The 25,162-nt window shown below is 59.7% G+C and carries 21 protein-coding genes; 9 read left to right on the top strand and 12 right to left on the bottom strand.

From position 1 onward, the window contains the following. Positions 1-98: 98 nt before the first annotated feature. Positions 99-857, bottom strand: a complete 759-nt coding sequence (locus WA225_RS09890; protein WP_422607796.1) for an SDR family oxidoreductase — start codon at positions 855-857, stop codon at positions 99-101. A gap of 164 nt (positions 858-1,021) precedes the next feature. Between WA225_RS09890 and WA225_RS09895 the strand changes: the two genes are divergently transcribed. The 4 genes from WA225_RS09895 (at position 1,022) to groL (ending at position 4,545) form a co-directional block, all read left to right on the top strand. Further along, positions 1,022-1,753 (top strand): HugZ family protein, encoded by a 732-nt coding sequence (locus WA225_RS09895; RefSeq protein WP_422607797.1) that lies wholly within the window; start codon positions 1,022-1,024, stop codon positions 1,751-1,753. Between the two features lie 65 nt (positions 1,754-1,818). After that, positions 1,819-2,295: an FxsA family protein gene (locus WA225_RS09900; RefSeq protein ID WP_422607798.1), complete on the top strand. Its 477-nt coding sequence runs from the start codon at positions 1,819-1,821 to the stop codon at positions 2,293-2,295. A 260-nt stretch (positions 2,296-2,555) separates the two neighbouring features. After that, positions 2,556-2,849 carry a co-chaperone GroES gene (locus WA225_RS09905; protein WP_007916610.1) on the top strand — a complete coding sequence of 98 codons (294 nt, stop codon included), beginning with the start codon at positions 2,556-2,558 and terminating at the stop codon, positions 2,847-2,849. A gap of 49 nt (positions 2,850-2,898) precedes the next feature. Beyond that, positions 2,899-4,545, top strand: coding sequence for a chaperonin GroEL (groL, locus tag WA225_RS09910; RefSeq protein WP_422607799.1), 1,647 nt, complete (start codon positions 2,899-2,901; stop codon positions 4,543-4,545). 191 nt (positions 4,546-4,736) lie between these two features. Here groL and WA225_RS09915 read toward each other — a convergent pair whose 3' ends face one another. Beyond that, positions 4,737-5,480, bottom strand: coding sequence for a phosphatase PAP2 family protein (locus WA225_RS09915; protein WP_422607800.1), 744 nt, complete (start codon positions 5,478-5,480; stop codon positions 4,737-4,739). Positions 5,481-5,535: 55 nt separating this feature from the next. Next, entirely contained in the window at positions 5,536-7,485 is a 1,950-nt protein-coding gene (locus WA225_RS09920) for an LTA synthase family protein (RefSeq protein ID WP_422607801.1), read from the bottom strand. Between the two features lie 202 nt (positions 7,486-7,687). Between WA225_RS09920 and colR the strand changes: the two genes are divergently transcribed. The 5 genes from colR (at position 7,688) to WA225_RS09945 (ending at position 11,416) form a co-directional block, all read left to right on the top strand. Further along, entirely contained in the window at positions 7,688-8,371 is a 684-nt protein-coding gene (colR, locus tag WA225_RS09925) for a two-component system response regulator ColR (RefSeq protein ID WP_129395306.1), read from the top strand. Beyond that, the gene (locus WA225_RS09930) at positions 8,361-9,635 is read left to right on the top strand and encodes a sensor histidine kinase (protein ID WP_422607802.1); all 1,275 of its coding nucleotides are present in this window, start codon (positions 8,361-8,363) and stop codon (positions 9,633-9,635) included. Before colR ends, WA225_RS09930 begins: the two co-directional genes overlap by 11 nt. Before the next feature lie 161 nt (positions 9,636-9,796). Next, positions 9,797-10,465, top strand: a complete 669-nt coding sequence (locus WA225_RS09935) for a class I SAM-dependent methyltransferase (protein ID WP_422607803.1) — start codon at positions 9,797-9,799, stop codon at positions 10,463-10,465. A 4-nt stretch (positions 10,466-10,469) separates the two neighbouring features. After that, a complete protein-coding gene (locus WA225_RS09940) occupies positions 10,470-11,186 on the top strand; it encodes a lipopolysaccharide kinase InaA family protein (RefSeq protein ID WP_422607804.1) in 717 nt (238 codons plus the stop codon). Between the two features lie 2 nt (positions 11,187-11,188). Next, complete coding sequence (locus WA225_RS09945) at positions 11,189-11,416, top strand: hypothetical protein (RefSeq protein ID WP_034153490.1); 228 nt, start codon at positions 11,189-11,191, stop codon at positions 11,414-11,416. A gap of 47 nt (positions 11,417-11,463) precedes the next feature. Here WA225_RS09945 and WA225_RS09950 read toward each other — a convergent pair whose 3' ends face one another. From WA225_RS09950 to WA225_RS09990, 9 genes are all read right to left on the bottom strand, one after another. Beyond that, positions 11,464-14,499: a multidrug efflux RND transporter permease subunit gene (locus tag WA225_RS09950; RefSeq protein WP_422607805.1), complete on the bottom strand. Its 3,036-nt coding sequence runs from the start codon at positions 14,497-14,499 to the stop codon at positions 11,464-11,466. Between the two features lie 13 nt (positions 14,500-14,512). Next, positions 14,513-15,661, bottom strand: a complete 1,149-nt coding sequence (locus tag WA225_RS09955; protein WP_422607806.1) for an efflux RND transporter periplasmic adaptor subunit — start codon at positions 15,659-15,661, stop codon at positions 14,513-14,515. Between the two features lie 156 nt (positions 15,662-15,817). Continuing rightward, complete coding sequence (locus WA225_RS09960; RefSeq protein WP_422607807.1) at positions 15,818-16,918, bottom strand: DUF1513 domain-containing protein; 1,101 nt, start codon at positions 16,916-16,918, stop codon at positions 15,818-15,820. A 14-nt stretch (positions 16,919-16,932) separates the two neighbouring features. After that, complete coding sequence (locus tag WA225_RS09965; protein WP_007916589.1) at positions 16,933-17,997, bottom strand: imelysin family protein; 1,065 nt, start codon at positions 17,995-17,997, stop codon at positions 16,933-16,935. A gap of 28 nt (positions 17,998-18,025) precedes the next feature. After that, entirely contained in the window at positions 18,026-19,453 is a 1,428-nt protein-coding gene (locus WA225_RS09970) for a di-heme oxidoredictase family protein (RefSeq protein WP_422607808.1), read from the bottom strand. A gap of 293 nt (positions 19,454-19,746) precedes the next feature. Then, positions 19,747-21,093, bottom strand: a complete 1,347-nt coding sequence (locus WA225_RS09975; RefSeq protein WP_422607809.1) for an imelysin family protein — start codon at positions 21,091-21,093, stop codon at positions 19,747-19,749. 206 nt (positions 21,094-21,299) lie between these two features. Next, the gene (locus WA225_RS09980; protein WP_422607810.1) at positions 21,300-23,351 is read right to left on the bottom strand and encodes a putative bifunctional diguanylate cyclase/phosphodiesterase; all 2,052 of its coding nucleotides are present in this window, start codon (positions 23,349-23,351) and stop codon (positions 21,300-21,302) included. Positions 23,352-23,783: 432 nt separating this feature from the next. Then, positions 23,784-24,380, bottom strand: a complete 597-nt coding sequence (locus WA225_RS09985; protein WP_008085479.1) for a superoxide dismutase — start codon at positions 24,378-24,380, stop codon at positions 23,784-23,786. 176 nt (positions 24,381-24,556) lie between these two features. Next, a complete protein-coding gene (locus WA225_RS09990) occupies positions 24,557-25,159 on the bottom strand; it encodes a LysE/ArgO family amino acid transporter (protein WP_242206596.1) in 603 nt (200 codons plus the stop codon). Positions 25,160-25,162: the final 3 nt, after the last annotated feature.

Below are 25,162 nucleotides of genomic sequence, written 5' to 3' on the forward strand. Positions count from 1 at the left end.
GCTTGCTCGCGAACGCGGAGTGTCATTCAACCCATCAGTTGTCTGATACGCCGCCTTCGCGAGCAAGCTCGCTCCCACATTGGTTTTTGTGTTGTCAGTTAGATGCGCAAGCCGCCATCCATCTCCAGAATCCGCCCGGTGTAGTAGTCGTTTTCGAAGATATACGCCGCCGAATGGGCGATCTCTTCCGGCTTGCCCATGCGCTTGAGCGGGATCCCCGCCGTCATCTTCTCCAGCGCTTCGGGCTTCATGCCCAGGGTCATCTCGGTTTCGATGAAACCCGGGGCAATGCCCGCCACGCGAATGCCATAACGCGCCAGCTCTTTGGCCCAGGTCACTGTCGCCGCCGCAACGCCAGCCTTGGCCGCCGAATAGTTGGTCTGGCCAACGTTACCGGCACGCGAGATCGACGAAATGTTGATGATCGCGCCGCTGTTCTTCAGCTCGACCATTTTCGCCGCCACTTCGCGGGTGCAGAGGAACACGCCGGTCAGGTTGACGTCGATCACCGCCTGCCACTGTGCCAGGCTCATCTTGGTCATTTCGCCGTCCTTGACCTTCAGCAGCAGACCATCACGGAGGATCCCGGCGTTGTTGATCAAGCCGTGGATCGCACCGAAATCAGCGGCGACCTGGGCGACCATGTGCTCGACCTGCTCTTCATTGGCCACGTTGCACAGGTAGCTGCGCGCCTCGACGCCTCTGGCTTTGCACGCCGCGACCGCGTCGTCGAGTTTTTCCTGATTGAGGTCGACGAGGGCGAGCTTCGCGCCTTTGCCGGCGAAATACTCGGCCATCGAACGGCCCAAACCCTGGCAACCGCCAGTGATAATGATTACTTTGTCGTTGAGTTGCATTCGCATGCCCCGATAGCAGGTCTGAGTAGTTTTTGTTTTCAGCGACTCTCGATCTGCACCGGCCTTGGCTGGGTTGCACATGAGAATTGCCCGCTGGCGTGACAGGGACTTGAATCCCGGCGCCTGTCCGTTTTTTCGACGGATTCTATTTAAGGAGTCATAAATTGAGCGTTGAAGTGGCGAAGAATGCCCGAGAATTGCTTCTCAAGGAATACCGTGGAGTGCTGTCGACCCACTCCAAATCGATGCCCGGTTTTCCCTTTGGCTCCGTCGTGCCGTACTGCCTGGACGAGCAGGGCCGGCCGCTGATCCTGATCAGCCGCATCGCCCAGCACACTCACAACCTGGAAAAAGACCCGAAATGCTCGCTGTTGGTGGGTGAGCGTGAAGCTGACGACGTACAAGCCGTTGGTCGCCTGACCTATCTGGCCCAGGCGCAGAAACTCGAAGACCCCGCAGCCATCGAAGCGGCCGCCGAGCGTTACTACCGCTATTTCCCGGATTCGCAGAATTACCACAAGGCCCACGATTTCGACTTTTGGGTGCTGAGCCCGGTGCGTCACCGCTACATCGGCGGTTTCGGTGCGATTCACTGGGTCGATCAATTGACCCTGGCCAACCCGTTCGCCGGCAAGGCTGAAATCAGCATGGTCGAGCACATGAACAGCGACCACGCCAAAGCCATCGCGCACTACGTCGACCTCGCCGGTCTGCCGAAAAGCGTGCCGGCGCAACTGGCCGGGATCGACACGGAAGGCATGCACCTGCGCATCGGTCAGGCGCTGTACTGGTTGCCGTTCCCGGCACCTTGTAATACGCCGACACAAGTGCGCGAAGCCTTGGTTTCTCTGGCTCACGCCGAGGTCTGGGCAAAAAATGCAGTGGCCGACGCTTGAATTCACGAAAGGGCGACGTCATCTAAGGCTTACTGCAAGGCATTTCTTGCGTTGAGGAAACTTTGATGCGCCCTTTTCTGTTGCTCTTTCTGCTGTTTCCAGTGCTGGAGCTGTTCGTATTCGTCAAAGTGGCAGGGGCTATCGGGTTTTTTCCGGCCCTGCTGCTGATCATTGTCGGCTCGATGTTCGGTGTGTTTGTGCTGCGCGTCGCCGGTCTGGCCACTGCATTGCGTGCCCGCGAAAGCCTGAACCGCGGCGAACTGCCCGCGCAAACCATGCTCGAAGGGTTGATGCTGGCATTGGCCGGTGGCCTGTTGATCCTGCCGGGCTTCATCAGCGACGTGGTCGGTCTGGTCATGCTGCTGCCGATCTCGCGTCGTCTGCTGGCGAATAAAATGCGTAAGCGCGCCGAAGAACAGGCCATGCGCCAGCGTGCGTTCGCCGATGACCTGCAACCTCGTGGCGGTCCCGCACCGCGTCAGCCGCTGGGCCGCGAAGGTGATGTGATCGAAGGCGAGTTCGAACATCGCGACAGCAAGTAACTGCTCTCTCTGCACGGCACCTTCGGGTGCCGTGTTCTTTTATGAGCTGCTTTTGTGCAGAACATCGGTGAAAAATTTTTCGCCTCGCCCTTGTAATAAGCTTATGCGCCCTTATGTATCGGTCACCGAAAGGTTTCCGACATTTGCGTCGGACAGACTTCCGCGGTTCGCTCGACGAACCGCAACCGGCGCAGGCCGGATTCGTTAAACCCGCCGGGACTACACCGGCCGATGAAAACCACAATTAGGAGAGATCGACAATGAAGCTTCGTCCTCTGCATGACCGCGTCGTTATCCGTCGCAGCGAAGAAGAAAAGAAAACCGCTGGCGGTATCGTCCTGCCAGGTTCGGCTGCTGAAAAAGCCAACCACGGTGTGATTCTCGCTGTAGGCCCGGGCAAAGCTCTGGAAAACGGCGAAGTGCGCGCACTGTCCGTTAAAGAAGGCGACAAGGTTGTGTTCGGTCCTTACTCCGGCAGCAACACTGTGAAAGTCGACGGCGAAGACCTGCTGGTAATGAGCGAGAACGAAATCCTCGCTGTTATCGAAGGCTGATCCCCCGCTCATTTTCCCGCTACTACAAAGTATTTAAGGAATATCGATCATGGCTGCTAAAGAAGTTAAGTTCGGCGATGCCGCCCGCTCCAAGATGCTCAAAGGCGTCAACGTTCTGGCTGACGCGGTAAAAGCGACCCTGGGCCCGAAAGGCCGTAACGTGATCCTCGAGAAGAGCTTCGGCGCTCCGACCATCACCAAGGACGGCGTTTCCGTCGCCAAAGAAATCGAACTCGAAGATCGTTTCGAAAACATGGGCGCGCAGCTGGTCAAAGACGTTGCCTCCCGTGCCAACGATGACGCAGGCGACGGTACTACCACCGCTACCGTTCTGGCTCAGTCGATCGTCAACGAAGGCCTGAAAGCCGTCGCTGCCGGCATGAACCCGATGGACCTCAAGCGCGGTATCGACAAGGCGACCATCGCCATCGTCAAAGAGCTGAAAAACCTGTCCAAGCCTTGCGCTGACACCAAGGCAATCGCTCAGGTAGGCACCATCTCCGCCAACTCCGACAACTCCATCGGCGACATCATTGCCGAAGCCATGGAAAAAGTCGGTAAAGAAGGCGTAATCACCGTTGAAGAAGGCACTGGCCTGGAAAACGAACTGTCGGTTGTAGAAGGCATGCAGTTCGACCGTGGCTACCTGTCCCCGTACTTCGTCAACAAGCCGGAAACCATGGTTGCCGAACTGGACAACCCACTGGTGCTGCTGGTCGACAAGAAGATCTCGAACATCCGCGAAATGCTGCCAGTGCTGGAAGCCGTTGCCAAAGCCGGCCGTCCACTGCTGATCGTTTCCGAAGACGTTGAAGGCGAAGCCCTGGCGACTCTGGTTGTGAACAACATGCGTGGCATCGTCAAAGTTGCAGCCGTCAAGGCTCCAGGCTTCGGCGACCGTCGCAAGGCCATGCTGCAGGACATCGCCGTTCTGACCGGCGGTACCGTTATCTCCGAAGAGATCGGCCTGAGCCTGGAAGCCGCCACCCTGGAAAACCTGGGCAGCGCCAAGCGCGTGACCATCTCCAAGGAAAACACCATCATCGTTGACGGTGCCGGTGTTGCAGGCGACATCGAAGCCCGTATCGCTCAGATCCGTGCGCAGGTTGCTGAAACGTCCTCGGACTACGACCGTGAAAAACTGCAAGAGCGTCTGGCCAAGCTGTCCGGCGGCGTTGCAGTGATCAAGGTTGGCGCTGGTTCCGAAGTAGAAATGAAAGAGAAGAAAGCCCGCGTTGAAGACGCCCTGCACGCAACCCGCGCAGCCGTTGAAGAAGGCGTGGTACCTGGCGGTGGCGTAGCGCTGATCCGCGCTCTGGAAGCCCTGACCGAACTGACCGGCGACAACGCTGACCAGAACGTCGGTATCGCTGTGCTGCGTCGCGCTGTTGAAGCGCCGCTGCGTCAGATCGCTGCCAACTCCGGTGACGAGCCAAGCGTTGTCGTTAACCAGGTCAAGAACGGCAAGGGTAACTTCGGTTACAACGCCGCAACTGGCGAATACGGCGACATGATCGAAATGGGCATCCTGGACCCAACCAAAGTCACCCGTTCCGCTCTGCAAGCTGCAGCCTCGATCGGCGGTCTGATCCTGACCACCGAAGCCGCGGTTGCTGACGCGCCGAAGAAAGACGGCGGTGCTGGCGGCGGTATGCCAGACATGGGCGGCATGGGTGGCATGGGCGGCATGATGTAAGCCAGCCGTACCCCTGTAACGCAAAACCCCGCTGACGCGAGTCAGCGGGGTTTTTTATTGCCCAGAACTCAGGGCACATTGTTTCCCTGTGGGAGCGAGCTTGCTCGCGAAGAGGGCATGTCAGTCAACATGTATGTTGTTTGATACACCGCATTCGCGAGCAAGCTCGCTCCCACATTGGGTTCATGATTTCACACGCTGACCGGTTGTGCCTGGACCACGGCCTCGGCCTTCACCGCCGGGCGATACAGCACCCAGTAATACGACCCCAGGCAAATCAGCCAGCAGAAAATCGCCGTCCACACGTTGTGCGAGAAGAAGTGCGCGCCCTGCATCATCCGGCTGATCGAAAACACCGAGCCCAGCGCAAAGGCAAAGATAAACGCCTGACGCGCCAGACGCGGCCGGCGATCACGCAGGACAAAGAACAGCGCAAACAAGGTGAACCCCGTCGCCGCATGGCCACCGGGCCAGCAACGGCCGGGCTTGTTGGTCTCTGGGCGATGCTCCATCAGTTTGCTGTAGGTTTCATGCCCGCCGAATTGCTCCAGGCTCCATGGGCATTGCACGGCCGTCACCGCTTTAACCGGCGTGACGAACGAAGTGGCGAGGCCCAGCGAGAGCACCAGACAACCCAGTTCGCGCTTGAACGGCTGCAGTCTTGCGATAAAAAACGAGCCGATAAAGCCCAGTACCGCAAACACCGAGAAGCCGATCACCACCTGTTTGGCACGGTCGTGAAGGATGTCTTCAAGGAAAAAGCTGTGGCGGCCAATGAAGTCGCCGGCAACCGGATCGTAGAACAACTGCGCCAGCACCATGTCCAGGTCAGTCATTTCCAGCAGAATCAGACTTATCGCCGCGATGAGGGGAATGCCCAGATACAGTCTCAGATTCATCGGGCGAGGCGTGGGGCGTACAACATTTGATGACATGTTGGTTCCTGAATAAAAGAGAACGCCCCGGGGCATCAGCCCGGGGCGCTTCGATTTAACGTTCGCTGACTTGCGGAGCACCCTCCTTGGGTGCTTTCCAGCCAAGCAGCTGTTGCTTGAAGCCATAACTGGCGGTTTGGTAATAGGTGATGGCACGGCTGATCAGCGGGTCATCGCTGGATGCCCGGGATTCGCGGCTTTCGCTCAGCGCATCGTCATGTCGGCGCAAGCCTTGGCGCGGACTGAGGATCGCCAGATCCTTGCCGTCGAACAGCCCCAGATGCTGGTAGTTGCCGACCACGACACGCGGCGGCAGCGGGTTGTCCTGCAACAGGTTGCGACCGAAGAACGTCGATTGGTAATCCATGTTCAACAAGCCCAGCAGCGTCGGCGCGAGGTCGATCTGGCTGGCCAGTTGGCCATTCTCGCGAGGCTCGATCAGTTTCGGTGCGTAGATGAACAATGGGATCTGATAGTTGCTGATCGGCAGATCTTCCTTGCCGGCGCTACCGGCCGTGTGGTCGGCGACGAAGATGAAGATCGTGTTATCGAACCACGGTTTCTGCCGTGCCTGTTCCAGGAACTGGCCAATCGCGTAGTCGGTGTACTTCACCGCACCATCGCGACCGTTACCGGATTTGATGTCGATCCGCTCGTCCGGGTAGGTGTAAGGACGGTGGTTGGAGGTGGTCATCAACTGCAATAGAAACGGCTGCTGTTTGGCATAGTCGGCATCGGCCAGCTTCAGCGTCTGCGTGTACAGATCTTCGTCGGCCATGCCCCAGGCGTTCTTGAAGTGGATCTCTGCTTCGTCAACGCTGCTCTGGTCGACTACACGGTAACCGTTGCCGCTGAAAAACGCGTTCATGTTGTCGAAGTAACCGCGTCCGCCGTAGACAAACACACTGTCGTAGCCCACTGCGCTCAGCTGCTGACCGAGACTGGCGAAACCGCTTTCACGGCCGATGCGCTTGACGATCGAACGGCCCGGAGTCGGTGGAATGGCCAGGGTGATGGCTTCCAGACCACGGTCCGTGCGAGTGCCGGTAGCGTAGAAGTTATTGAAGTACAGGCTCTGTTTGCGCAGAGCATCCAGATTCGGCGTCAGGTCGCGTTTGTCACCATTGCTGCCCAGGTACTTGGCGCTGAGGCTTTCGATGGTCACCAGCACGATATTCGGTTTACGCGGGGTGCCGGGGTTATCGATCATCCGGCGAATGTCTTGCGGATCCTGGCCGATGAACTGCGCATTGGATTCATTCAGTTCAGCACGAATCTGTTGGGCGACTTTTTCCGGCGCCAGGCTGCCGTAAAACTGGGTGTAGTCCAGTTCGTTATTGCGGAACGCGGCGAAAAACTGGTACGGGCCGTTGCTCGCCAGTTCATTCTGATAGGCGTTGCCGCCCTGGGCGCGCGGTGCGTCCTGACTGAGCAATTGCAGGCTCAGGCCAGCGACGACCAGCAACGCCAGCGCATTGAGCAAACGCCCACGCAACGGCGGCAGCGGAGCGTCCAGCGCCGCATTGAACGGCTTGCGCAGGGCAAAGCTCAGCGCAATGGCCAGCAGCGCCAGAATGCTCAGCAGTGTGCCGATCGGGTACGACTCCAGCACGTTGTTCAGCACTTCGTCGGAATACACCAGGTAGTCGACAGCGATGAAGTTGAAGCGCACGCCGAACTCGTCCCAGAACAGCCACTCGGCCACCGAGACGAACAACATGGCGAACAGGCTGACGGTCAGCAGCCCTTGCAGAAACCAGCGATGACCACGGCGACGCCACAGCGCCGGCGGGCAGAGCAACAGGTACAGGCCCATCGGCAGCGCCGCGTAGGCGAGGAAACCCAAGTCATACAACAGACCGATGCCGAACACGGAAAGCGCAATGCCGCCGGCCTCATCAAGGTGAGTCAGCAGCAGGACGGTTCGGGTCAGGAAGAACAGCACCAGCCAGACGCCAGTGACCAACAGCAGAAGGCGCAGGGGCGCCGTCTTGAAAAAGTCCATTGTCTACATTCCTTATATCTAATGGCGCGAGAGTGTCGCGTCGTCACTGTAGTCAGGTTGTGAACCGATAGTGAAAAACTTGTTAAGGATTGAATTTGCTTGAGAGAGTTGATTTACGAGGCTTTCAGCCCTAGCTCTGAGCTGAATCTGGCCTTAAGCTGCGCGGGCCATGACGGCCGTTACTGTGTACGGAGGAGATGCCATGCGAATTTTATTGGTCGAAGACAACCGCGACATCCTGGCCAATCTGGCCGATTACCTGGGGCTGAAGGGCTACACCGTCGATTGCGCCCAGGACGGTCTGTCGGGCCTGCATCTGGCTGCCACCGAACATTACGACCTGATCGTGCTCGACATCATGTTGCCGGGCATCGATGGCTACACGCTGTGCAAGCGCCTGCGCGAAGACGCTCGGCGTGACACCCCGGTGATCATGCTCACTGCCCGCGACCAACTCGACGACCGCTTGCAGGGCTTCAAGTCCGGCGCCGACGATTACCTGGTCAAACCCTTTGCGTTGTCTGAGCTCGCGGCACGCGTCGAGGCGGTCATGCGCCGTGCTCAAGGGGGCGGCCGCCGTGCCTTGCAGGTCGGTGATCTGAGCTACGACCTCGACACGCTGGAAGTGACCCGCGAGGGCAAACTGCTGAAACTCAACCCGGTCGGCCTGAAATTACTGGCGGTGTTGATGCAGAAGAGCCCGCACGTGTTGCGTCGGGAAATTCTCGAAGAGGCGCTGTGGGGCGATGACTGTCCGGACAGCGACAGCCTGCGCAGCCACGTTCACCAGTTGCGCCAAGTCATCGATAAGCCGTTCGCCAAGCCACTGCTGCACACCGTGCACGGTGTCGGTTACCGCTTGGCCGAGGGCCGTGATGGAGTTTAAGCAAAGCCTTTCCCAACGGATCATCATTGCCTTTGCGTTGATGAGCGCACTGGTGGCTGGCGCCTTTGCCATGGGCATCGTCGCGACCGTGCACCTTGTGGAAGAAAAATTGATTTCGGCCGGGCTGGGCGGCGACTTGCAGCGCCTACTGCTGATGGACAACGTCTCGGACTGGAGCCATCGTCCGGAACCGGATCAGCTGTTCTATTTCAGCGGCGGTCCGGGTGATTTCGAGCTGCCCAAGGATTTACGCCACCTCGATTCAGGCTTCCATGAGGTGTTCCGCGAGCAACTGTCGTACCACGCGATGGTCGAGATCGTCGACGGTCGACGTTATGTCTTGCTGCAGGATCAAAGCGATTTCGAAGAGCGTGAGCGCGTGCTGTTTGCCGTGGTGCTGGTGGGCTTCGTGCTCAGTCTGGCGCTGGCGGTGTTTCTCGGCTGGGTGCTCGCGCGCAAAGTGATGGCGCCAGTGGTGCGCCTGGCGCGGCAGGTGCGCCATCGCGACCAGTTACTCGGCCTGGCGCCGCCGCTGGCACCCGATTATGCGGCCGATGAAGTCGGCGAACTGGCAGTGGCGTTCGATGCGACGCTGGGGCGTCTGCGTCAGGCGTTGACCCGTGAAAGATTGTTCACCAGCGACGTCAGCCACGAGTTGCGTACGCCGTTGATGGTGCTGGCCAGTTCCTGCGAATTGCTGATGGAAAACCCGGCCATCGATCAGCGTGGACGCAATCAGGTCGAGCGCATTGCCCGGGCCAGTGAGGAAATGCGCGAACTGGTGCAGACCTTCCTGATGCTCGCCCGCGCCCAGCGCGAAGATGCCGGCTCGGCGCCACAGCAAACGCTCGCGCAAGTGGCTGACAGTCTGTTGTGCGTGTGGCGCGAGCCGATCGAAAGCAAAGGGCTGACCTTGCAATTCGAACCCGGTAATCCACCGGACACCTGCTACAACGCCACGCTGTTGACGGCGGTGATGGGCAACCTGTTGCGCAACGCCTGCCATTACACCGAGCAGGGGTTCATTCGCCTGACGCTCAATGCCAACGGCTTCATGGTTGAAGATTCCGGTGTGGGCATTCCCGAGGAAAAACGCGAAGCCATGTTCCAGCCGTTTGTGCGCGGTACGGAAAAACGCGGCGAAGGTTTGGGGCTCGGCTTATCGCTGGTGCAGCGGATCTGCGAAAACCAGGGGTGGTGCGTCAACTTGAGCACGATGGAGCCCAATGGCTGCCGCTTCGAAGTGGATCTCGGAAAAATCTGACGCAAATAGTGGCTTCAGGCTACTCCCTCCTTCCTGTCTAAATCCTGTATAACTCTGTAATAGTTTGTCGGTTTACCGGACGTTTTTTTCACAAATGGATGACCTGACGCTGACACGCCGCTCCCTAATGTGGTGCCATCAGCAACTCAGGAGTCCTGGTGATGGCCGGCCCGATCAAACTCGATTTTTCCGAGAAGTACGACGATCAACACGCGCAGAAATACCTGCGCAAACACAAAGAAAGTCTTGGACGTCGTCTGTCCCACTGGCGTGACGAACAGGTGGCCCGCAAGGCGCTGGCGGCGGTCGGTGAACCGGGGCTGGTGCTCGATCTGCCCTGCGGTGCGGGGCGTTTCTGGCCACTGCTGGGCGAAAAAGCCAACCGGGTGATCATCGGCGCGGACAATTCCGAGTCGATGATCAAGACGGCGATGCAGTCGCAACCGGCCGATGTGGTGAAACGGGTACAACCCTTGCACACGTCTGCGTTCGACATTGCCCTGCCGGACAACGCAGTCGACAGCATTTTCTGCATGCGTCTGCTCCACCACATCGGTGAAGCCGAGCATCGCATGGCGATTTTGCGAGAATTCGAGCGCGTTACCCGTGACAGTGTGATTGTTTCATTGTGGGTCGACGGCAATTTCAAGGCCTGGAAGCGTGAGCGTGCGGAGAAAAACCGTGACAAGCGCGAGTACCAGAATCGCTTTGTGTTACCGGCCGCTACGGTCGAAAAGGAATTCGAAGCAGCAGGTTTTCGAATTCAGGAACAACTGGACTTTATTCCGCTCTACGCCATGTGGCGGGTTTACGTATTACGCAAGAGGTAACAGGATGGCAGTGCAATTTGCAGCAGAAACGGAAGTCGCTCCGCAAGATCGCTTTGACTTTTACTGGAACCAGCGCGGTGAGTGGGTGGAAGAACCCAATGTCCGGCGCGGTGGCGAAAGTGGTGTGCAAAGGGTCGTGGGGCGCGATGGTCAATTGCTGTATGCGAAACGCCAGACCGGACATATTTATCGCAGTTGGTTACACCCTTTCGGGCGTCCCACTGTTTTGCGTGAACTGGACGCGCTGACCGGCGTCAGCAAGCTCGGTGTGCGAGTACCGGAGATCGTTTTCTGTGGTGCCCAGCCTGATCCGCAGCACAAATGGCGAGCGCTGTTGGTGACCAAGTCCCTGGACGGTTTCCAGGAACTGGAACACTGGTTGGCATCGGCCGGTGGCCGCGACCAGTGTGGCGAGGTGGTTTATGAGCGTGTGCTCAAAGACCTTGCCGAGAATCTGGCGCGCATGCACAAGGGCCGTTGGCAGCACAGCTGCATCTACATCAAGCATGTGTTCGTGCGAGTGACCGGTGAAGGCGAATCGGCCAAAGTCGAAGTGGCCTTGATTGACCTGGAGAAGTGCCGCCAGCGTCTGACCGCTTACCGCGCCGCCTCCCACGACATGAAACAATTACGTCGCCATTCGTCGTTCCGCGACGCGGACTGGAAAAAACTCGTCTATTTTTATGAGACGGCGTTTGGCAGCGCTATCAAAGGTTTATAGCGATGAAACTAGAAATTGCACGAGGTTTGTTTTTGGTTGGAGCCTTGGCAGTTGCTTCATTGGCGGTGGCTGCCTGGGAGCAGCCCCGCATGCAGGTTGTTGGCGCGTCCGTAGACGACGCCCACTGCGCAGTCCCACGGGTGGCGAAAGCCTCCGTGGCGACTAAACCTGACCATGATTTGTTGTTGTTCATGTTCGGACTTTCTCAAGGGATGAGGCCACAGAGTTGAACCGATTGAAGCCCAAATAAAAGGCCTCGCAGATGCGAGGCCTTTTTTTATGCGCTTGGTTTGGGATCGGGTTTCGCCAGCAGGGTGTAAACGCATGGCAAGACGAACAGCGTAAACAACGTGCCAATCGACATCCCTGTGGCAATCACCATGCCGATATCAAAGCGGCTGACCGCACCGGCACCCGTGGCGAGAATCAGCGGCACCATGCCAAACACCATCGCTGCCGTGGTCATCAACACCGGCCGCAAACGAATCGCCGCCGCTTCCTCAACGGCCTCACGCGCGGTCAGGCCCTTGTCCTTGCGCAACTGGTTGGCGAACTCGACGATCAGAATCCCGTGTTTACTGATCAGCCCGATCAGCGTCACCAACCCGACCTGGGTGTAGATGTTCATGCTCGACCAGCCAAGGAACAGCGGAATCAGCGCCCCGCAGATCGACAACGGCACCGTGACCAGAATCACCAGCGGGTCGCGGAAACTCTCGAACTGCGCCGCCAGTACCAGAAAGATAATCGCCAGCGCCAGCGCAAAAGTTACCCACAGGGCACTGCCTTCCTGCACGAACTGGCGTGAGGCGCCGCCGTAGTCGAAAGCGAACCCGGCGGGCGCTTCTTCGCGGGCAATCTGCAACACGGTGTCGATGGCTTCGCCCATGCTCACCAGCGGGAAACCGGAAATCTTCGCGGCGTTGAGTTGCTGGAACTGGTTGAGCTGGCGCGGTCGTGCGCGGTCGCTGACCTTGATCAGCGTCGACAACGGCAACAGTTCACCCTGAGTGTTTTTTACGTAGTAATTGTTCAGCCAGTCCGGGTTGTCGCGGTAGGGGCGCTCGACCTGGGCGATGACCTTGTAGCTGCGCCCTTCAATGGTGAACCGGTTGATTTCCGCCTCGCCCAACAATGTCGCCAGCGTACCGCCGAGGTCCTGCATCGACACGCCCATCTGCGCGGCTTTGGCGCGGTCGATATCCACCACCACTTCAGGTTTGTCGAACGCCAGATCAAGGTCGACGAAGGCGAACTTGCCCGACTCCATCGCACGCTTCTTGATCCGGTCAGCCACTTGCAGCAGCAATTCATAGTCGTTGGCGGTGTTGACGACGAACTCGAACGGCAAGCCTTCGCCGGTACCGGGCAAGGAGGGCAGGTTGAAACCGAAAATCTGCAGGCCGGGGATGGCACCCAGTTTTCCTTGTACCTCTGGGAGGATCTGCATCTGCGTGCGACTGCGCTCGTTCCATGGTTTGAGCAGGAAACCGCCAATACCGGCCTGCACGCCGTTGTAGCCGTTGATCTGGAACGAGGAGTAGTACTCCGGGAATTCCTTGAATATTTTGATGAACTCGTCGGTGTAGGTGCTCAGATAATCGAGGTTGGTCGGCTGTGGCGCGTTGGCCATCATGAAAATAATGCCCTGGTCTTCATCCGGGGCCAGCTCCGACTTGGTGAACTTGAGGAACACCGGGATCAGGCACAACACGATCACCGCGAACACCAGCACCACCGGCCGCGTGTTCAGCGTGCCATGCAGCATGCTTTGATAGCGGCGCTTGAGGCCTTCGAAGACGCGGTCGAGGCGGTGCGCCAGGCCACTGGGGTTTTCCTCGTGACGCAGCAAAAACGCGCACATCATCGGCGACAGGGTCAGGGCAACGATGCCGGAAATCACCACCGCACCGGCCAGGGTCAAGGCAAACTCCTTGAACAGCGCCCCCGTGAGTCCCGTCAGGAAGCCGATCGGCGCATACACCGCCGCCAGGGTGATGGTCATCGACACCACCGGCATGGCGATTTCCCGCGCGCCTTCCAGCGCCGCATCAAACGGCGTCTTGCCTTCCTCGATGTGCCGGTGGATGTTCTCCACCACGACAATCGCATCGTCCACCACCAGGCCGATGGCCAGCACCATCGCCAGCAGCGTCAGCAGGTTCATCGAGTAGCCCATCATCTGCATGAAGAACATCACACCGATCATCGACAACGGAATGGTCACCACCGGGATCACCACCGAGCGCAGTGCGCCGAGGAACAGGAACACCACGACGATGACGATCAGCACCGCTTCGAACAGGGTTTTCACCACTTCGTCGATGGAGGCCTGAATGAACAGCGTGGCGTCGTAGGCGATCTCGCTTTTCAGGTTCGGCGGCAGCTGCGCTTCCAGCTCGGGCATCAGCTTGCGCACTTCCTTGATCACGTCCAGCGGGTTGGCGCCGGGTGTCGCCTTGATGCCGATATACACCGACGGCGTGCCGCCGAAGGAGCTGATCGAGTCGTAGTTTTCCGCGCCCATTTCCACCCGCGCGACATCGCTGAGCAGCACCCGGCTGTCGCCACTGACCTTGAGCGGAATGGCGGCGAACGCTTCGGCGGATTTCAATTCGGTGTTGGCGTTGATGCTGGTGACCACGTACTCGCCTTTCACTTCGCCGGCGGCGGAGAGGAAGTTGTATTGGCGCACGGCGTTGGTCACGTCGCTGGCGCTGAGGCCGAAACCGGCGAGCTTCACCGGGTCGAGCCACAGGCGCATGGCGAATACCTGGTTGCCGAGAATCTCCGCTTCGGCCATGCCCGGCAGCGTCGCCAGTTTTGGCTGGATCACCCGCGACAGGTAGTCGGTGATCTGCGGGTTGCTCAAGTCCTTGCTGAAAAAGCTGATGTACATCAGCGCCGAGGCGTCGGCGGATTCTTTGCTCAGCACCGGATCTTCGGCGTCCTGCGGCAATTTGTTTTTCACCTCGTTGGCCTTGGCCAGCAATTCGGTGAACAAACGGTCGGTATTGGAACCGATGCGCGCGTAGATCGAGATCACCGAGAAGTTCTGCCGGCTGACCGAGGTCATGTAGTCGATGCCCTCGGCGCTGGCCAGACTCTGCTGCATCGGCTGGGTGATGTAGCCCTGAATGGTTTCGGCGTTGGCCCCGGGATAAGCGGTGGTCACCGTGATCAGGGCGTTTTCCATTTGCGGGTATTGGCGCAGCGGCAACTTGCTCCAGGCCTGAAAGCCGAGCAACACAATCAACAGGCTGACCACAGTGGCGAGCACCGGGCGGCGGATGAACGGATCAGTAAAAGCCATGAGGATTCCTTGATCAGTCGGCGCGGGGCGGACTGTTCTGCTCGCCGAGGGTCTTGTCGTCGCTGATCGCGATGTGCGCGCCGTTGTCCAGTTTGATCTGGCCAGCCGTCACCACTTGTTCGCCGTTCTGCACGCCCTTGTTGATCATCACCAGGCCATCGCGGCGTTCACCGGTTTCGATGAAGCGGCGTTCGGCGATCAGCACCGGTTGGCCCTTGTCGTCTTTTTCGACGTTGCCGTCCTCGGCTTTCTTCTGCCCGACCACGTAGATCGAGTTGCCGTAGAGGGTGTAGGTGATCGCGCTTTCCGGCACGACGATGTGTTTCTGCGGATCCGGCAGCAGCACCTCGAGGCTGGTGAACATGCCCGGCAACAGTTTGCCGTCGGGGTTGGCCAGCGTGGCGCGGATCAGAATATTGCGCGTGGTGCTTTCAACGATCGGGTTGATCGCGCTGATCTTGCCGGCGAAGTTTTGCCCGGGGTAAGCGGAGACCGAGATTTGCACCGGTTGACCGATGGCCAGTTTTGGCACCGATTGCTCGGGCAGGTAGAAGTCGGCGTAGAGACTGCTGAGATCCTGCAATGTGGCGATTTTAGTGCCGCTGGCGAGGTAGTCGCCGACGTCGACCTGACGGATACCGATGGTGCCGCTGAACGGCGCGAGGATGCGTTTTTTCGCCAGCGAAGCGTTGAGCTGATTGACCGTGGCCTTGTTCTTTTGCAGCACGGCGGAGAGGCGGTCGTACTCGCCTTTGGAAATGGCACGGCTGTCGACCAGTTGCGCGCCACGGCCGAAGTCCAGTTGCGCCAGGCCCAGATCGGCCCTGGCGGTTTCCAGCAGGGCGGTTTCGACGGCGCTGTCGAGTTGCAGCAACGGTTGCCCGGCCTTGACCTTCTGCCCGGATTCGAACTTGAGCTCGGTGACGGTGCCGGCGACCTCCAGGCTCAGCTCGACCCCTTGCAGCGCCTTGAGCGTGCCGACGGTAGGCAAGCGCAATTGCCACGGCTGCTCGGTGGCGTGGGCCACGGCGACGCTGATCGGCGGTTTCGGCTTGGAAAAGCCCTGGATCATTGTGTAGATCGAAAAGGCTTTGTAGCCGCCCAACACCAGGACGATCAACAAAACAACACCCAACATGATCAGCATGCGGCGACGCAGCATATTTCCAGTTCCTTGGATAAATCAGGTGAGACAGGCGGGCACATTACTCCGAGTACAGGGGGGATTCCAACTGACAGTTATTACAGGTGAAGAAAAGGGTGAGGGAGATAAAATCCCCTCACCCTTGAGGTCGTGGCAGCAGAGAAAGCGGGCGGCTTATGCCATCAGATGCAGATGGTTGTCCCAGAGCCCCGCCGGCAATTCCAGCGGCTTGGCCAGCAGCTCATCCTGACGGCAATCGTAGTACCGGCAACGCCCTTGACCGGAGGTCACGACAAAACCGTCCTTCACCGCACCGACACCGGCGCAATCGGGCAGCGGCGCATCGAGGCGTACTTCGCCACTGTCCAGATCCCAGATAAAGAAGCGGTTGCCACGCGGTGCCGTCAGCGCGACCAGGCGCAAATCGCTGTGCACGGCGACGCTGGCGGTGTAATGCCCCATCGACTGCAACTGATGCTCCGGCACCGGGAACGCCACGAACGGCTGCCCCGGACGCTTGATCGCCAGCAGCTCTGAACGCTCGTGCGAGGCGCCCATGAATTGCTGACCGGCGACGATGGTGCCGTCGCTGGCGATGCCCAAGTGACGCACGCTGTTCATCTGCTGGGCGAGGGTTTCCTTGCTCAGCAGCGTACCGTCGCGCTGCATCAGCACCAGACTTGGCTCCATGGCGTTGAGGTTCATGTCGACACGGCTTTCCGCCTCGGTACGAATCCCGCCATTGGCCACCACCAGCGTCTCGCCGTCAGGCATCCATGACACCTGATGCGGGCCGAGACCGTGGGTGGAAATCTCCCCCGTGTGCACCAGTCGCTCGCCTTCGAACTTGTACACGCCGAGCAGACCGCGACCAGGATCGCTGGTGTCGTTCTCGGTGGCGTACAGGTATTCGCCGTCCTTGTGCACCACGGCGTGGCCGTAGAAATGCCGGTTCGGCTGCGAGGTCACCGTCTGCAACAGCGTGCCGTCACGCAGATCGATCAGGTAACTCTCGGTGCCCGGACGCCGCGCGACGAACAGTGCAATCGGCTGCGTCGGGTGGTTGATGATGTCGTGGCAACGCTGGCCGACTTCGGTGGCGAACACCCGCGTGCCATCCAGCCGATAACCGACGGCGTAATGCTTGCCGTCGGTGTCGTCGCGCGCCGACAGCAACAGCGGGCTCTGATCCTTGCGTTTGAACAGCGTCCAGCCGCCCAGCGTCACTGCTCCCAGCAGTGCACTACCTAAAGTCAGAACCTGACGTCGCAGCATGGCCGTTGCCCTCATCAGTCACCGTCGTTGGCGTTGAAGCCCAGTTGGATGCCCAGCGCCTTGGCCAGTTCGCCTTCGTGCAGGCGATGGACGACGTTGAGGCTATCGTAGATGTCATTGAGTTGCTGACGACCGGCGTCGTCTTCGAGCATTTCGCCGAGCGAACGCTGGGTGCTGTCGAACAGTTTCAGCGAAGCGGCGTAGGCAGCATCGATCTTGTCGGCCAACGGCTTTTGCTCAGCCGGCAACAGACCGCGCAGGCCTTTGTTGTCGACGCCTTCCCACACGGTTTTCGCGGCGGCAAGGCTGGCTTCCAGCGCGGTCAGTGAAGACTGGCTGCGCCAGGCATCGGCCTGGAACGGCTGTGGCACGCCCTTGCTCTGGCGGCCCATTGGCGTGCCGAGCTTTTTCTTCAGGGTGTCCAGCGCGGTGACCTGCACACGCAGCAGATCGGCGATCGCTTCGTGGGAGTCGGCGTAGCGCTGGTTGGGGAACTTGGTCATCTGCGCGAGCATGCCGTCGGTGTTGTTCCAGTTCTGCAGAATCTCTTCGGCCAGTTGCTTCTGACGCTCGCCGATGGCGATCAGCAGCGGGCAGTACTTGGCTTTCTGCTCGGCGTTGGCCACGTCAGGCTTGGCGTCGAAGAGGATGTATTCGTAAGCCGACAGGCCTTGCACGACGACGCTCGATTTGGCCAGTGCGGCGGCATCGATCTGCGGCTGTGCGACGACCAACTGCTCGACCTGACGGCCGACGAGATTCTTCTTGTCCGGCCAGAACTGCACCTGCCACGAACGGTTGCCCTCGGCCAGCGGACCGATCAGCAGCGGTTGCAGCTCGGCCCAGGCTTTCTGTGCGTGGAGGAAGTCGGCGCGGGCGGTCTCCAGGGTTTCTTTGCCCTGGCAGTAGGCGAGGGCGCTGACCGCCAGTTGCTTGTCGGCTTCGACCCAACGGGTGTAGGTCGGCAGGATCACCGATTTGGCGATGGCCGCCGAGGTGACCGCTTGCGGATCCTGCGGCGAACAGGCGCCGAGGGCGAGCGCGGCAAGGCTGGTGAACAGTAGCTTGGGACGGAACATGTCGGGCTCCCGATTCTTTTATCAGTGTTTAAAGTGAGTTCAAAAACGCCAGCAGCGCGGCACGCTGCTCGGCATTGAAAGACAAAACCTGTTGCTGCGCCGCCGCAGCTTCGCCGCCGTGCCAAAGCACCGCTTCGAGCAGATTGCGTGCGCGACCGTCATGCAAAAACTGTGTGTGGCCGCTGACCGCTTGCGTCAGGCCAATCCCCCACAACGGCGGCGTGCGCCAGTCGCGGCCGGAGGCCTGGAATTCCGTGCGGTGGTCGGCCAGGCCGTCGCCCATGTCATGCAGCAGCAGATCGCTGTACGGACGAATCACTTGATTGGCCAATTCAGGTTCGGCGGCGTTGGCGGCGGTGGTGTATTTCGGCGTGTGGCACGAATCGCAACCCGCCTGGAAAAACAGGTTCTTGCCGGCGATGACTTGTGCATCGTTGACGCCACGGCGCGCGGGTACGGCGAGGTTACGGCTGTAGAACAGCACCAGACGCAGAATGTTATCGCTGACTTCCGGCTCGCCGTCCGGGCCATTACCGTTCGGTGCCTGTTTGCAGGCGGTTTGTGCGTCGGTGCAGTCATCGAAGGGTCTCAGGCTGGTCGTGAGGCCCATGTCACCGGAAAATGCGTGAACATTTTGTTGATTGAGGTTCGGTTGCCCGGCTTTCCAGCCAAAACGGCCCATGACGGTTTTCTGCAATTCGTCATCCCAGACCCGGTTTGGCCGGCCATTGATGCCGTTGTTCGCTTTGGCCTGGGCGGCAGCGTTGGCGAGGATCGCTTCTTCGGGGATCGCTTCAAGCAGGCCGAGGCCGATCATCGGTGGCGCGACGCGGGCCGAAAAACGCGTGTCCGGGTGCATCGGGCCGTAACCCAGTTGGGCGATCTGCAACACCGGTTTGCGCAGCTCGATTTCGCTGCCGTCCTTGAACCGTACGGGCACCGGGGTGTAGTCGACGCGCACCTTGCCTTCCGGGGCGACGCCGGGCACGGCCATGTCCTGGAACTGGCCGCCGTAAACCGGCTCCGGCACCACGCCGACCTGCTCGATGAGCCGGGCATATTCCGGCGCATCAGGAATCGACAAGCGCACCAGCATTGACACCGCGTTGGCCGCATCCGGCGTTGGCGGATGACCGCGACCGTCCTTGATGTGGCAGTTCTGGCAAGCGTTGGTGTTGAACAGCGGGCCGATACCATCGCGCGCCGTGGTGGTCGACGGTGCGATCACCCAAGGGCTGCGGAAGAAACTGTTGCCGACGCTGAAATCCACCCGCCGCGACGGCGGCAGGTTGGCTGAGGGCAGCGAGAACGCGTTCTGATCGGTCTTGCGCACGGTCGCCGCGCCACCCGAACGCGCTTCACCGGGCTCGGCCTTGGTGAAACGCGGGGCGTCATCGCAGGCACTCAGGCCCAGGGCCAGCAACAGTGCGGACAAGCGAAGAGGCAGCGAGGGCATCAGACATCCTGCGGACGGGCGAAAATAAAGGCGCAAAGTCTAACAGGGCGAGGGGGTTTGAATAAGAGGAATTATCGTTTGCTTGATATGGCGCAGGATTTCACTCGAGACCGAGGTGCGGCCATCGCTGGCAAGCCAGCTCCCACAGGTACAGCGGCGTTCACAATATCTGTGTACACCAGCAATCGCTGTGGGAGCTGGCTTGCCAGCGATGGGGCCATCAGCATCACCACAGAAAGCAGGCATGAAAAAGGCGACCCGAAGGTCGCCTTTTTTTGAATCGAACGCAGTGATCAGAACTCGTGATCAGCATTGTCCGGGTTCAGGTCGCTGATGCCCAGTTTGCCAGCAGCGGCTTCGATCGAACCGGTCTGCTTGACCAGCGATGCGATGGCGTCGCGAACGATCTGGTTGCCAGCGGTGTTGCCGGCCGCGATCAACTGGTCGTAGTGCTCACCCTTGTTGGCGTGATCGACCATGACCTGGATCTTGGCTTCAGTTGCCGCCAGATCGGCTTTCAGCGCGGTGTCGGCAGCCGGGTCGGCCTTGGCCACCAGCGACGACAGGCTGGCGCCAGTCATTTTGGTGCCGTCAGTGCGGGTGTACTCGCCCAGGTAGACGTTACGAATGCCTTTGGCATCGTAGAAGTGCGAGTTGTGCGTGTTGTCGCTGAAGCAATCCTGCTCGTCTTCTGGGGAGTTGGCTTCCAGGGAAACCTTCATGCGCTCGCCCGCCAGTTCGCCCAGCGACAGGCTGCCCATGCCGAAGAGCATTTTGCGCAGACCGGTTTCGCCCGGCTCGGCTTCCAGCGTGGCGCGGTAGTTGTCAGCCACGTTCGGCTTCCAGTTACCGACCATTTCTTCCAGGTCGCTGACCAGCAGTTGGGTCACGGACTTCAGGTAGGCACGGCGACGATCGTTGTGACCGCCAGTGGCGCCGGCGCCTTCCAGGTAGTCCGAAGCCGGACGGTTGCCAGCGCCAGGGCCGGTGCCGTTGAGGTCCTGGCCCCAGAGCAGGAATTCAATGGCGTGGTAGCCGGTAGCGACGTTGGCTTCGGAACCGCCCAGCTCGTTGAGGCTGGCGAGTTTTTCCGGGGTGATGTCTTTGACGTCGACCTTGTCTTCGCCGACCTGAACTTCGGTGTTGGCGATGATGTTGGCGGTAGCGCCCGGGTTACCCAGTGCGTGCTCGTAGGATTTGTCGACGTAGTCGATCAGACCCTCGTCCAGTGGCCAGGCGTTAACCTGACCTTCCCAATCGTCGATGATGGTGTTGCCGAAGCGGAACACTTCGCTCTGCAGGTACGGAACGCGTGCAGCGACCCAGGCAGCCTTGGCGGCTTTCAGGGTGTCGGCGTTCGGCTTGGCGAGGAAGGCGTCGACGGCGGTTTGCAGGGTCTTCGCGGTGGATTCGGCATCGCTGTAAACGGCGAAGACCATGTCGGCGTAGTGCGCAACCACAGCCTTGGCGGCGGCTTCGTCGACTTTACCGGCAGCGGCAGGCGCAGCCGCAGGAGCGGTGGTGCTGGCGGCTGGCGTCGGCGCGGCGGGTGCTGCAGCCTTGTCTTTGCCTTCGCCGCAACCGGCGAGGGAAATAGCGATGGCCAGCAGACTGGCGGTAGCCAGAGGCATACGAATCATGGCGAACATCCTGCTTCGGTAGTTGATTGGACAGGCGCGGGGGTGCGCAAAACTGCGACATAATGCAAATCTTTCGCATTATGTGTAAAGGGTTGTGGCTGGAAATATTTCTTATTTACGAAGATCAAAAGATCGCAGCCTGCGGCAGCTCCTACATTTGGAATGCATTCCCTATAGGAGCTGCCGCAGGCTGCGATCTTTTGCTTTTATAAAATGGCTGCGTTAGTGCGTTGCGCCTGCTTGAGATAGGCACCCAGCTCGCGCGCCGGCAGCGGCTTGCTGTAGTGGTAACCCTGACCCTCGTGGCAGCCTTCGGAGATGATGTAGGTTTCCTGCTCAGCCGTTTCCACGCCCTCGGCGATCACCTGCATGCCGAGGCTCTTGCCCAACTGAATGATCGCGCGAACGATGGTCGCATCGTCGTCGTCATCGAGCAGGTCCTGGACGAAGCTCTTGTCGATCTTGATCTTGTCCAGCGGCAGGCTTTTCAGATAACTCAGTGACGAATAGCCGGTTCCGAAGTCATCGATGGCAATCAGTGCGCCGGAGCGGCGCAGGCTGAGCAAGTGCTGGGCGGCGGTGCTGATGTCTTCCATCAGACCGGTTTCGGTGACTTCCAGCTCCAGACTGCGCGGCGGCAGGCGGTACATCTGTAGCAGGTTGTTGACCACTCGTGGCAGTTCGGCGTGGTGCAACTGCACGGTAGACAGGTTGACCGCCATGCGCAGGTCGGCAAAGCCCTGATCGTGCCATTCGCGCAACTGCTTGCAGGCCTGATCGAGCACCCATTCGCCGATGGCGATGATCGTGCCGTTCTGCTCGGCCAGCGGAATGAACAAGTCCGGCGGCACCAGACCGTGCTCCGGATGTTGCCAGCGAATCAGCGCTTCTACGCCGACCACGCGGTGATCGCGATAGCTGATCTGCGGCTGATAGACCAAGTAGAACTGATCGCGCAAGAGCGCATCGCGCAGGTCTTTTTCCAGCTCGCGGCGGCGGCGCATCTCGCTGTCGACGCTGGCGATATAGAACTGATAGCGGTTGCGCGAGCGGGTCTTGGCCAGGGTCATGGTCTGCTCGGCCTTCTGCAACAGCTTCTCGGTGCTGTCGCCGTCCTCCGGGAACAGGGTGATGCCGATGGTTGCGCGCAGGCGGATTTCCTGATGGTCGAGGGCAAACGCCGCTTCCAGATCATCGAGAATGCTTTGCGCCAGTTCCGCTGCTTCGTATGGCTGTTCGATATCGGCCTGGACCAGCGCAAACTGATCGCCGCCCAAGCGGGCGAGGGCGCCGAGGCGGCCGCTGTGGGCACGCAGGCGATCGGCCAGGGCCAGCAACAATTGGTCGCCGGTCTGGTAGCTGAATTGTTCGTTGATGCCTTTGAAATCATCCAGCCCCACGCACAACACCGCGACTCGGCGTTGCAGTTTGCCGGCGTCGACCAGAATCTTGTCCAGTTGCTGCTGCAATTGCTGGCGATTCGGCAGGCCGGTGAGGAAGTCGTACTGGGCCATGCGCAGCAGGCTGTTTTCCGCTTCGTGGCGCAGATGGGTGTTGCGCTCGATCGATTCGAGCAACTGGTTGGCGGTGTTGATCCAGATCCCCAGTTCGTTTTTCTCGTGACCCTTGAGCTGCGGAATCTTGTGCTCGCTGGGGCGATCCGGGTTGATCTCGGTGAGGTGCTCGATGATCCGCGACAGCGGTTTGGTCAGCAGCCAGTGATAGACCAGATACAGCACCAGACCCATGGCCAGTGCGCGCAGCACACCGGAAATGAAAATGATCACCGAGCTGACGATGAAACCCTCGCCATAGGTGGCGGTGTCGAGGGTGATGCTCAGGTCGCCGTAATATTCGCTGTACGGGCCACGCCCGACCAATTGCGTGGTGAAGGTGCGTTCCTGGCCGAGGATCAGATCGGTCAGCCAGCGGCTGTTGGAATGCTGCAATTCGCGGGATTTCTGCGCGAGCATGGCTTCGTTGGGATGGCCGATGGAGGCCTGACGCACGGCATCGTCCTGGAACAGGCCTTCGATCACCTGCATGCCCATCTCCCGGTCCAGGCTGTAAACGGCCTGGGTCGAGGGGTCGCGGAACATGTCGAGGATGCGTTCGGCGTCGCCGGCAACCGCCTGACGGGTTTTGTAGGCATCGAAAACAATCTGCGCGCAGCTCAAGACTACGCCGACGATCAATGCCGACAGGAGCACGACCCGGAGCAACTTCACCGACAAGCTGTTCTTGAGTTCCAGCTTCAAAGGGTTATTCCTTAATCCGTGCGGGTAGCGTCAAGTTGCCATGAGTATTGGCAATCCCGAGTTGGCAGTCAAAGGGACAATCAGGCCCAAGGTCATTTGCCCGTGGCGTTGGCCGAAATGCTGCTGTCTGGAGTATTAGCCCTATTTGTACTGTGTCGGTAGTTTTGGCCCTCAACTTGAGCGGTTCGCAGGATATTTTCCTCTTTTTGATGGTAGCCGGCTGTGGCATGGCGGCAAGCGGCCTGAGGCTGCATTTTCTGTTTGATCGTTCCCACGCTCCGCGTGGGAATGCCTCCAGGGACGCTCTGCGTCCAGTGACGCGGAGCGTCACGGGCTGCATGCCCACGCGGAGCGTGTGAACGATCATCGTACGGGGTTTATCCGGGCATAAAAAAACCCGGCAAAAGCCGGGTTTTTTGACTGGCGCGCAGCTTAAGCGGTGAAGGTTTTGCCTTCGAACTGCTCAGCGACGAACTTCCAGTTGACCAGGTTCCAGAACGCTTCGACATACTTCGGACGAACGTTGCGGTAGTCGATGTAGTAAGCGTGTTCCCAGACGTCGCAGGTCAGCAGCGGGGTGTCGCCGCTGGTCAGCGGGTTGCCGGCGCCGATGGTGCTGGCCAGGGCCAGGGAACCGTCAGCCTTTTTCACCAGCCAGCCCCAGCCGGAACCGAAGGTGCCGATCGAGGTTTTGCTGAACTCTTCCTTGAACTTGTCGAACGAACCGAACGAAGCGTTGATGGCTTCAGCCAGCGCGCCGGTTGGTTGACCGCCGGCGTTTGGCGCCAGGCAGTTCCAGTAGAAAGTGTGGTTCCAGACCTGAGCGGCGTTGTTGAAGATACCGCCCGAGGAAGTCTTGACGATTTCTTCCAGGGTCTTGCCTTCGAACTCGGTGCCTGGCACCAGGTTGTTCAGGTTCACGACGTAGGTGTTGTGGTGCTTGTCGTGGTGGTATTCCAGGGTTTCCTTGGAAATGTGCGGCTGCAGGGCATCGTGTGCGTAAGGCAGCGGCGGCAATTCGAAAGCCATGATGATTCTCCTAATCAGGTCTGTTGCGGTGAGCGCAAGGCCGATCACGGGCGGCCAGAAATGCACCGGCGAGTTTTTACTCTTTGCGGCGCAGGGTTTCGATCATAGCACCGGGGTTGCGGCATAACCACGCAACAACTGTGTGGGATAGAGGTTCCAGAGCCTTTTGGAATAAATCAGGATGCCAATATCAATTGCCCCGCGACCGTGAACATCATCAACGCCACCACCAGATCAAGGATCCGCCAGGTACTCGGCCGGGCCAGCCATGGCGCTAGCCATGCGGCACCGAGTGCCAGAGTGAAAAACCACAACAGCGAGGCGCTCGCAGCACCGACCACATAAGCGCCGGGCACCGATTGCTGCGCGCCCAGCGAGCCGATCAGCAACACCGTATCCAGATAAACGTGGGGGTTGAGCAGCGTCACGGCCAAAGCGCTGAGCATCACTGCACGCAGCGAACGCACGGTCTGGTTTGCGCCCTGATCCATGCTCTGTTTCGAACAGGCCCGGCGCAGCGCCTGGCTGCCGTACCAGATCAGAAACGTCGCGCCGCCCCAGCGGGCAATCGCCAACAGCGTCGGGTTCTGCGCCAGAATCGTCGCCAGACCGAATACCCCGGCGGCGACCAGCAGTGCATCACAGACCACGCACAATGCCGCCACGGGCAAGTGGTGTTCACGGCGCAAGCTCTGCGCCAGGACAAACGCGTTCTGCGTGCCGATCGCCATGATCAGTCCGAATGCCACCAGCAGGCCGTTCACATAGCTTTGCCACATAAG

The organism is Pseudomonas sp. (assembly GCF_049300855.1).
Taxonomy (GTDB): Bacteria; Pseudomonadota; Gammaproteobacteria; order Pseudomonadales; family Pseudomonadaceae; genus Aquipseudomonas.

What these genes read in the sequence shown, in the direction of transcription:
- WA225_RS09935 (WP_422607803.1), top strand. Translation starts at nt 9,797, where the DNA reads ATGGCCGGCCCGATCAAACTCGATTTTTCCGAGAAGTACGACGATCAA.
- WA225_RS09960 (WP_422607807.1), bottom strand. Translation starts at nt 16,918, where the DNA reads ATGCTGCGACGTCAGGTTCTGACTTTAGGTAGTGCACTGCTGGGAGCA.
- WA225_RS09930 (WP_422607802.1), top strand. Translation starts at nt 8,361, where the DNA reads ATGGAGTTTAAGCAAAGCCTTTCCCAACGGATCATCATTGCCTTTGCG.
- WA225_RS09975 (WP_422607809.1), bottom strand. Translation starts at nt 21,093, where the DNA reads ATGATTCGTATGCCTCTGGCTACCGCCAGTCTGCTGGCCATCGCTATT.
- WA225_RS09965 (WP_007916589.1), bottom strand. Translation starts at nt 17,997, where the DNA reads ATGTTCCGTCCCAAGCTACTGTTCACCAGCCTTGCCGCGCTCGCCCTC.
- WA225_RS09890 (WP_422607796.1), bottom strand. Translation starts at nt 857, where the DNA reads ATGCAACTCAACGACAAAGTAATCATTATCACTGGCGGTTGCCAGGGT.
- WA225_RS09950 (WP_422607805.1), bottom strand. Translation starts at nt 14,499, where the DNA reads ATGGCTTTTACTGATCCGTTCATCCGCCGCCCGGTGCTCGCCACTGTG.
- WA225_RS09985 (WP_008085479.1), bottom strand. Translation starts at nt 24,380, where the DNA reads ATGGCTTTCGAATTGCCGCCGCTGCCTTACGCACACGATGCCCTGCAG.
- WA225_RS09990 (WP_242206596.1), bottom strand. Translation starts at nt 25,159, where the DNA reads ATGTGGCAAAGCTATGTGAACGGCCTGCTGGTGGCATTCGGACTGATC.
- WA225_RS09915 (WP_422607800.1), bottom strand. Translation starts at nt 5,480, where the DNA reads ATGTCATCAAATGTTGTACGCCCCACGCCTCGCCCGATGAATCTGAGA.
- WA225_RS09945 (WP_034153490.1), top strand. Translation starts at nt 11,189, where the DNA reads ATGAAACTAGAAATTGCACGAGGTTTGTTTTTGGTTGGAGCCTTGGCA.
- WA225_RS09905 (WP_007916610.1), top strand. Translation starts at nt 2,556, where the DNA reads ATGAAGCTTCGTCCTCTGCATGACCGCGTCGTTATCCGTCGCAGCGAA.
- WA225_RS09940 (WP_422607804.1), top strand. Translation starts at nt 10,470, where the DNA reads ATGGCAGTGCAATTTGCAGCAGAAACGGAAGTCGCTCCGCAAGATCGC.
- WA225_RS09900 (WP_422607798.1), top strand. Translation starts at nt 1,819, where the DNA reads ATGCGCCCTTTTCTGTTGCTCTTTCTGCTGTTTCCAGTGCTGGAGCTG.
- colR (WP_129395306.1), top strand. Translation starts at nt 7,688, where the DNA reads ATGCGAATTTTATTGGTCGAAGACAACCGCGACATCCTGGCCAATCTG.
- groL (WP_422607799.1), top strand. Translation starts at nt 2,899, where the DNA reads ATGGCTGCTAAAGAAGTTAAGTTCGGCGATGCCGCCCGCTCCAAGATG.
- WA225_RS09920 (WP_422607801.1), bottom strand. Translation starts at nt 7,485, where the DNA reads ATGGACTTTTTCAAGACGGCGCCCCTGCGCCTTCTGCTGTTGGTCACT.
- WA225_RS09955 (WP_422607806.1), bottom strand. Translation starts at nt 15,661, where the DNA reads ATGCTGCGTCGCCGCATGCTGATCATGTTGGGTGTTGTTTTGTTGATC.
- WA225_RS09970 (WP_422607808.1), bottom strand. Translation starts at nt 19,453, where the DNA reads ATGCCCTCGCTGCCTCTTCGCTTGTCCGCACTGTTGCTGGCCCTGGGC.